3 protein-coding genes are annotated in these 3033 nt (G+C 52.2%); all 3 read right to left on the bottom strand.

Features of this window, described 5'->3' with window-relative positions; genetic code table 11:
- Positions 1 to 150: 150 nt before the first annotated feature.
- Positions 151 to 297, bottom strand: a complete 147-nt coding sequence (locus KDK14_RS05685) for a hypothetical protein (RefSeq protein WP_257264049.1) — start codon at positions 295 to 297, stop codon at positions 151 to 153.
- Positions 291 to 1907, bottom strand: a complete 1617-nt coding sequence (locus tag KDK14_RS05680; protein WP_257264048.1) for a hypothetical protein — start codon at positions 1905 to 1907, stop codon at positions 291 to 293. Before KDK14_RS05680 ends, KDK14_RS05685 begins: the two co-directional genes overlap by 7 nt.
- 705 nt (positions 1908 to 2612) lie before the next feature.
- A partial coding sequence (locus KDK14_RS05675; RefSeq protein ID WP_257264047.1) for a hypothetical protein occupies positions 2613 to 3033 on the bottom strand: 421 nt, incomplete at its 5' end.

Below are 3033 nucleotides of genomic sequence, written 5' to 3'. Positions count from 1 at the left end.
ACGTTTATTATAGCAGCTGATTCATGACGTACGATCAGTGGTAATCAGGAAAAATTTAACCCGCTAACAAAAAAGCCCGAAAAATCGGGCTACCGGAGTAGTAAGTAATCTACTGCTGCGAGTACTTGTGTGCTCGTCCTGGCTGTATTATCAATCAGGGTCTGCGGCAGTTCCCATGCTGCGGGGATTGCAAGTGGCAACATCTTCATATGAACCAACATTTTCATATATGTGTGCATATCGGGGCATCTCATCATCCCTGAGTTTCTCATAATGGAACGGGTCCCTTGTCAGCATGGATAGTTTTCCGGTAATGCTGTTTTTTTCAGCCCGGGCGGCTCTGGTGATGGTATTCTGAAGACTTGTTCACCGGCAGGATCCCCCCTTGCCTCCCCCCTGAAGGCTTCTGTCCCGGGTTGTTCAACTGTCTCCTGAGTCGCAGCATTGATTGTCACCAATTCCTGCAGGTCCTCCGCATCGGCGGGGGATGACCTGCGGTGATAATGACGATAGATGCACACCCCTGCCACAACTGTCAACACTGCAGCCCCGGCAATAGCGGCTATTACACCAGCACTTAAAGAGCCCCCTGCCACAATGGCGGGCACTGCCGTGATGGTCCCCGGCAGTCCGGAAGAGTTCATGGTGGTGTTCGATACCGTTGACAGCGTTTCTGTCACCGATGCCGGGGTTGCCGGTACTTTTGTCGCCCCCCCGGCCATGCCTGAAGAACGGCTAATGGGTTGGCTCAGGTTGCTGGCACCAATATCGGTGGTTTGGTTATAGGTGCCATTGGGTGGGTGGTTGGGGCCGGTGCCAATTTTATCCGGGGATTCAGTGTTATTGAGTTTGAACACCTGGCGGGTAGCTATTGGCGGCGTCGGACTGGAAGAGACAGGGTTGCATAACTCCGCCCGCTCATCCGTGCCATCCATACAATTATTTTCATCATCGCATAAAAATTTGTCGCGAACACATTTATCGTCGCAAAAAACTTTACTTCCCAGTCTATCGCAGTCAGCTTCTGTACAGTTCTCATCGGAGCGATCGCCGCAATTATCCCAGCCATCACATAGCTCGTCGGAGTGAATACATTTGTTATCGTCGCATAAAAAGTTACGTCCCAGTCTATCACAGACAGCTTGTGTGCAGTTCTTCTCATCGGAGCCATCACCACAATCCTCTTCCCCATCACATACCCAGTCGTCGTCAACACATCTATCGTTGCAGAAGTGGCTATGTCCCTCCAGCCTGTCACAGTCAGCTTGTGTGCAGTTCTCATCGGAACCATCAGAGCAATCGTTGTCCCCATCGCATTGATGTTCAGCATAATAACATTCGCCGTTGTCACAGCGGGATTCATCAGCAGCGCATGTTGCATTAGACCCTGTGGTCGGGATGGACGTCGGGGTGTGTGCAGGCGTTGTTGCTGATGACCCGCCAACAGCGGCAAGGCTGGCCAGAGCCCCCAGTGCCAGGGACGTGCCTGGTAGCGGGCCAGTCCGGGTAGAAGCGGTGGCCAGTGGGCTGGTCCGTTGTGGTGTTTGCTGCAGTGTCTTTTTTTTCTTGCCCTTGTCGTTTGTTGGGGAACCGTCCACTGAGCTGTCTGCCCGACTCTGCCCGGATGCCGAAGCGATTGTCGTCCCCAACTGATCCTTGAGCCGGGCCGCCGCAGAAAGGGTGACACAACCCTCCAACAGCGTACGGATCTCTGCTGGCAACACAGTGTAAGGCGACACCAGTCGGGCACCCAGGCCAATACCCTGAAGCAAGCTACCGTTCTGCCCATCGGCGCTGCCAATGGTGAAGGCCGGACCTTCATACGGTTGCGCCGACTGCTGCTGCCCGGGGGGAATATAACCGGGATGCAATGACTGCAACAACGGATGCACAAATCGGAGGGCCACATCCAACCCTGCCCAAAGCACCTTGTTCACAGTTGGCTGAACGGGTGCGGACCCAGATGCGGTGGATGTGCCTGTTGGCTGAAGGGAAGATTGGGATATCACAGCTATTACCTCGCAAAATAAGGGCAAGGGTAGACGAGGCTCATGCAGTGAGAAGAACCTTTTGAAATATTGACCACAGGCAATGTGCAAAATCTTGCATAACAGGAAAAAGCCGGGTGGTTAGTTAGTGTACTGCCTGATACTCCCCACCCTGGCGCACCCGAAGGGCATAAAGACGAGGGTTCTTGATCGCTCAGGAATGTTTCTGTTTCACAATTCGTTGCCCGGGGAACAGTGGGGCCGCCCGGACTTGGTTATCCCATAAAAATTCCCATAGTGAGAACTTTTACGCTGATGAAGCAACGGGGGCGCCCAGGAGGCTGTCCAAGAATAGACTGCCCTACACGGCAACTGCTCCTGCGTTGCTCTAGCTCCAGCAGCCATGCAGTCGTGCGGTGGCAGCAAATTGGTCTAAAAATCCGCTTTTGTTCGGCAAATAGCCCCGATATTCACCTCACAAAACCGAATTTTTATCCTCAATTTTCTGTCGTCCTCGCTATGGGGACGCCCAGTCGGGCGCTATTCTCGGACAGCCTCCCAAGCCAATTACCCTTGGACCCCGTTCAGGGTGGAGATTATGCACCTCAAACTCATTGGAATGATCTACTCTGCAGCAGTTCTCATTCTGCGCAGTTGGCTGGTGTCAACATATTCATAAGTGGCACCATCTTCATATTCTCTGTTATCAAATTCGCTATCATATTCATCTTCAAGTTCATAATATTCGACAACATCATCATATATGCGATCATTTTTATCTACGCCAACATCTTCATATATCCCAGTGTCTTCATATATGTGTTGTTCATGCCGGTTAGTGACCTTATTCCTGAGTTCATCAAGCAACGGGCCCCTTGCCGATATGGGTTGTATTTCCGGTTCTGCCGTTTTTTGCCGTTCGGGTAGCTTTGGCAGAAGTACTCCGGCAGGCTCCTCTATCGACGCTCTCCTGGCGTCTTTTGCCATCGATTGAGTAACCTTATTCCTGAGTTCCTCAAGGAACGGGCTCCTTGACGGTATGGGT

This window comes from Endozoicomonas sp. ONNA2, from assembly GCF_024606365.1.
In the GTDB taxonomy this organism is placed as follows: Bacteria; Pseudomonadota; Gammaproteobacteria; order Pseudomonadales; family Endozoicomonadaceae; genus Endozoicomonas.
The sequence above is the reverse complement of the archived record's forward strand: the minus strand, read 5'-3'. Positions and strand labels throughout refer to the sequence as shown.

Excerpts from the sequence above, each read along its gene's own strand:
- KDK14_RS05685 (WP_257264049.1), bottom strand. The coding sequence starts at position 297 with ATGCTGACAAGGGACCCGTTCCATTATGAGAAACTCAGGGATGATGAG.